Source organism: Salinicola salarius, from assembly GCF_002179555.1.
Lineage (GTDB): Bacteria > Pseudomonadota > Gammaproteobacteria > Pseudomonadales > Halomonadaceae > Salinicola > Salinicola salarius_A.
Map to the genome: position 1 here is coordinate 1 of NZ_NHOU01000069.1, position 4,955 is coordinate 4,955.

Here is a 4,955-nt window from a genome sequence, read left to right on the forward strand (position 1 = left end):
GCCCTACAGCGGTGTCTGGTTGCCGGCGGGCGAGCGGCACCGTGTGCGGATGAACGGCGTCAGTACTCGCAGCCTGTATATCGAACCGATTGCGGCGCCACGCCCCTCCTCCGGTTGCGAAGTGCTGGTGGTGTCGCCGCTGCTTCATCACCTGCTGCTGGCCTCCTCCAACATGCCCGCGCTCTATGACGAGAGCGGTCGCGATGGTGCCCTCGCCCAACTCCTGCTGTACGAGCTGCAACTATCGGCCTCGCTGCCACTTTTTGCGCCTTTGCCCCAGGATCCCGAACTGGCGGGCCTTTGCAGGGACTTCCTCGCCCAGCCGCATATCCGTAGCCTACCCGAGGAGTGGGCGAAGCAACTGCACCGCAGCCAACGCACCTTCAATCGCCTGTTCCGTCAGCAGACCGGCCTGTCGTTCGCCGTATGGCGCCAGCAGGCCTGCCTGATGGCCGCCGTTCCCAGACTGCTAGCCGGTAGTTCCGTTACCCGTACCGCGCTGGAACTCGGCTACGACAGCCCCGGCGCCTTTTCCAGCATGTTCCGCAAGGCGCTCGGCCAATCCCCGACCGCCTTTGTCCGCGCGGCAAGCCGCCAAGGAAAGGAGTCACCCAGAAAGCCAACAAAAGTGAAGTTGAAGGCAAGCGTTCCATGCAGAAAGGAATTTTAATGATGGGCAGACAAGCAAGCCACTGGTAGGACATCTTCATCCGGGTTCAGCCGCACTTGGCGGGCCGATAAAGCGTCGTCCTTTTACTCGTGTGGTTCACCGGTCTCGGATGCTATTCCAGTTAAGCAATTAACCTCGTTAGCTGCGGTTGATTGCGCATCTGAATACAACATTTAGCAACCGCAGATAACTCAGCAGAACGGTCAGTCATCTCACGTACTTGAGAGCGAACCTCTAATAACTTCGCCTTGGCCGCTGGATTGTTACCACGAGAGCATTTAGCCTTGGCAGCATAAAAATCTTCAATCAGTGCATCGACCTTTTGCCATATCTTTCGTCTTTCTTCAGCCAAAATTACATGTTCGTTTAACTTTAGCCGTTTCACTGTCTCAATTACACGCTCTTGCTCCCAGTCAGAGGAACCCGGTACAGGAATCACTTTTCCTTCTTCGTCAAAGGCAATCAATGACACATCGTCATCATCAATAGGATCCAGTAAATAACGAGACTCTGAATCTTCGCAGGGGTTGTTAAAGGAGGAACATAAAGATCCCTGCTGTAGTGGAAACCAACCTCCTTTCTTACGATTACCGACATTGCCACAGAGGCGGAAATTCATATAATCAAAGGCCAGCCACCAGTAACCATCCCGCTTAATGCCGTCCAGCGCCTTCGCCTCCTTCTTCGGACGGAAGTGCTCCACGTCGTAGTGTGAGTACAACTCACGCACTTCAGAGAACCAGCATTTCCCTCCTGAAAGGGCTGATAGCCATTCTTTAAGCGATCCCCAGTGTTCTCTATTAGCATCAATTAGCGCGTTTCTCTCGTTACGCTTTCCAGCCTCCTCTAACATCGCCATATCAGAGACTAACTGTTGAGATTTTTCCAACCATGCGCCCCACTGCTCCTGAGTCCATGGCTTCCAGCCAGGAATATCAGTATCTGTTGGCTTCCTATGTTCGAGGTCGATAAAGATCATTCACCTGCCTCCTCGCGCAGGATTTCGTCAATGATATCATCCGCAATTTGATCTTGTTCGGCACGTTCTTCATCGCTAAGCGCCGGCTTACGGAAATTGCGATGTTGCGCCATCTTGCGCACAAAAAGTGCATAATCGGGATCGCGAAAGTCAGAAGTGGAGAACCCCAAATCTGCTAACTCTGTGGAGAGTCTGCTCAGCTCGACCTCTTCTTCCAATGTCCTCGGCGATTTTACAAATAGCTCGTTTCGCCGAAGCAGCCGTCGCTCGGTCTCAACATCTAAAGTGGATGAAAGCCCAAACAAGTCACTCTTAAGTAGTCCCGTTACACCCATACCCTGAGGGTGTTCGTCGGGTATATCTACTACACTACGGTCTTTCTCTCGGCGCAAGATATGCACCTGTTCACGCTTGAGACTTCCCACCATTATCGGATCATGGGTGGTAATGAGAATCTGCGACTCACCCTGCATTAGCTTGCTCTCATCAGCACTCAGTACACCTTCGATATCGTCGAAGTAGCGCAGTTTCCAGATCGGATTCAGGTGCGTATCTGGCTCATCCAGCAGAAACAGACAATGATCCTCGCGCGTAATACGCATCAGGCCCAGTACGGTCAGCATCTGAAGCTCGCCTTCGGATAGCTGGGTGAAGCTCACCTTGCCGCCATGCTCGTCGCGCTTCCTTACCGTGATGCGCACTTCATCGATCAGGTCGCCAATGTAGGCCCCCTCGGCATAGCGGAAAAAGCTATCAGTTCCACCCGCCAACTCCCCCAGTTGCTTGAGCCTGGCGTGATCAGGTACAAACAGGTAGAGCTGGCGTTGCTTCTCGGTGCGGCCGCGGAAGTCGATCCTCTTAGTGGTTTCCTGCTCGATAGGGGCCCAGGCCACCTGCCATAACTTGTCGAGGAACTCGCTCACCACGTTGCCACGTGCATACCAGAAACGCGGGTCACCCTCGTTCAGCTCGTTCTCGTCAAATTTGCTATTGCGGCGTTTTTCACGCAGGCGGTGCGGCTCTTTCAGTACGAACAGAGCCGATTCCAGCGACTCGATGTGCAGGTTCTTCAGAACCTTCTGGAACACAGGGTCATCTGAAAGCAAACAGGCCAACAACACAAGTTGGCTATGGCCGCCTCGGCAGTAGAACAAGCGACGCAGGCGATCATCCCCTGACTGCTTAAGTCGGGCCTCCCGGCGACGTTTGATTTCCTCAATCGTGCGGATATCCGCCTCGCTGGCAGTGAAATTCTCAAGCAGGTTTTCGGGTAAAACCTCGTCCGTGGTGATTTCCTGCAACTGGTTGAAGCGGCGCTGGTGCTCTTGAAACAAGGCCTCAATGCGCTCGTTGCGGCCGGAGTAATAGGCAAAGATATGCGTCGGCAATAAGCGCGGGCCTCGTCGCTCATCGCGCGGCAACTTCCCAGGTGGATCGTTCTGATTGAGGTAATTCTGACTAACACGATCACCATCCACCCACACATAGGGACGCTTCTGCTTGGCCATATCTGCCTGGATGCGTACGACATGGCTGCGAATCTCATATTCAAGCGTGTAATCGAAGGCAGCATCGCGATCTAGATCGATATCGCGGAAGATAATGATCAGCGCCTCGATCAGATTAGACTTACCAGTACCATTCTGACCGATCAGCGCATGGCTACGGATGGACTTGGGTGCCGCATCGGTTGCCGAACCCGGCATGGGAGAGAGATGCGTCGTGAAATTGATTACCACATCTTGCAGGTTACGGAAATGCGGGATGGTCAAGAGTCTAAGCTGCATCGTCAAGCACCTGCCGCTTCGGCGGCCTTTTCCCGCATCTCGGCCACCTCTGGCTCAGCAATCCAGCCGTGCGCCACTTCGGTTTTTAGCTGGCTATAGAAGGCGTCGATCTCACCGCCGAAGCGTTGCCATAGGTCACGGGCCGACATTTCGCCGTTGTGGCGCGCCAGGAGGGTCGCAAGTGGAGCCCGGTCCTTGACTTCGGGAGGAGTGCTCAAGCGTAGCGGTGCGATAAGTTCGGTTTGCGGGGCTTTCACAGGGGGCTCCTCTTCTTGTTCGTAGGCGATACCGGTGAGGGTAGCGACAGCAGCGCTTGAAAGGTTTGTCGCAACACGACGACTCTTACCAAGGTACTCCACGTGACGATCGCACAACTCAAACAAGCTATCGACAATTTCAACAATCTGATCTTGCTCAGCTCGTGGAGGAACAGGAACAACCAAATCTTCGACCCCACCTACACGGAGATGTTTGACCGTCATACCGATGGCAGCCTCAGTCATTCGAGACTGAAAATTTGGGCTCTGAATGACATAAAGCAGGTATCGGTTGCTGAACAGCTCTGGAAACAGACGGATGAGCATTGTTCGCTGTCCAAGGCATACCCGCTCCCCTTCAGGAACTATGGCAGCCTCCCCCATCGGGGCTTCACGTGTGAAGAAAACATCGCCTGCCCTGGGAGGCATGCGCCTCGCCCAATAGTCATAGGTTTCTTCTGAAATCTTCTTGGTCTTGCCGAGATCCATTTTCCCATCGCGAATGTCCGAGGTGCGGACAAGATGAATACCCTCTGCTACATATGGCGCTGTTTTGTTGTGGCAATCCACAACTGCTTGAGCCACCTGCAGTAAAGATGCCCAGCACCAATGCTCAGGCAATGGAGAACTTGGGGCTGTGATCTGTTGCGTTCGCAGCTTTTTCAGCATCGCGGCCGCCTCCTTCTTTTCCTGCTCTTCAGCGACCTTCGCCCATTCGATTCGAGCATTTGCGATTTGCTCGATCAAGTCTGCTGCGGAAGTGGTCGTATTTGAGGCTGGCAACAAAAGACCACTTACAGCTAAATCGAGAATCAGCCCCTTGAAATCCCTCACATCTTCCGGCTCGCTGAACAAGTACCCGAAGCTAGTCTCCAACCGCTCCCAGCCGTTTTGCAGTTCGTGCGGACTTTGGGCGCTGGCGAGAGCCTGCAAGGTAGACTCACGCAGGGCATTCTGCAGTTTGCGGCGGCCTTGCTGCTGCTGTTCCAACTGGTCGCACAAGGCCATCAGCTCATCGACTTTGGCAACAATGCGAGATTGTTCTTTAGTAGGCGGCAGCGGAAAGGCTCGAGTCGCAAAGTAATCCGTGGGCACGCGCTTCTGGCCAGCGGTTCCAGTCATGTTTTTCTCGCCTTCGACCGTGAACAGTGGAGACCGCAGAAACAGGTAGACATAGCTTGGCAAAACGCCTGTATGGATGGGCCGGAATACTTGAAGTTCGGTTGTTCCAGCGTAAGCGTTCATTCCAGGACGCCCTGCCA

Annotated in this window: 4 protein-coding genes; 1 reads left to right on the plus strand and 3 read right to left on the minus strand. The window is 54.0% G+C overall.

Going from position 1 to position 4,955, the window contains the following annotated elements; all coding sequences use genetic code 11:
• Nucleotides 1-670, plus strand: a 670-nt coding sequence (locus CCD76_RS18790; protein WP_143543337.1) for a helix-turn-helix domain-containing protein, incomplete at its 5' end; no start/stop codon positions are given.
• A gap of 121 nt (nt 671-791) precedes the next feature.
• On the opposite strand, the gene CCD76_RS18795 is transcribed toward CCD76_RS18790, so the two are convergent.
• From CCD76_RS18795 to CCD76_RS18805, 3 genes are all read right to left on the minus strand, one after another.
• Nucleotides 792-1,649 (minus strand): hypothetical protein, encoded by an 858-nt coding sequence (locus CCD76_RS18795; protein ID WP_071229883.1) that lies wholly within the window; start codon nt 1,647-1,649, stop codon nt 792-794.
• Nucleotides 1,646-3,436, minus strand: coding sequence for an AAA family ATPase (locus CCD76_RS18800; protein WP_071229884.1), 1,791 nt, complete (start codon nt 3,434-3,436; stop codon nt 1,646-1,648). Before CCD76_RS18800 ends, CCD76_RS18795 begins: the two co-directional genes overlap by 4 nt.
• 2 nt (nt 3,437-3,438) lie before the next feature.
• On the minus strand, nt 3,439-4,955 hold a 1,517-nt coding region (locus CCD76_RS18805), incomplete at its 5' end, for a restriction endonuclease subunit S (protein ID WP_218777083.1).

Bases quoted from the DNA above. Each gene is read 5' to 3' on its own strand.
- CCD76_RS18795 (WP_071229883.1), bottom strand. From the start codon at position 1,649: ATGATCTTTATCGACCTCGAACATAGGAAGCCAACAGATACTGATATT.
- CCD76_RS18800 (WP_071229884.1), bottom strand. From the start codon at position 3,436: ATGCAGCTTAGACTCTTGACCATCCCGCATTTCCGTAACCTGCAAGAT.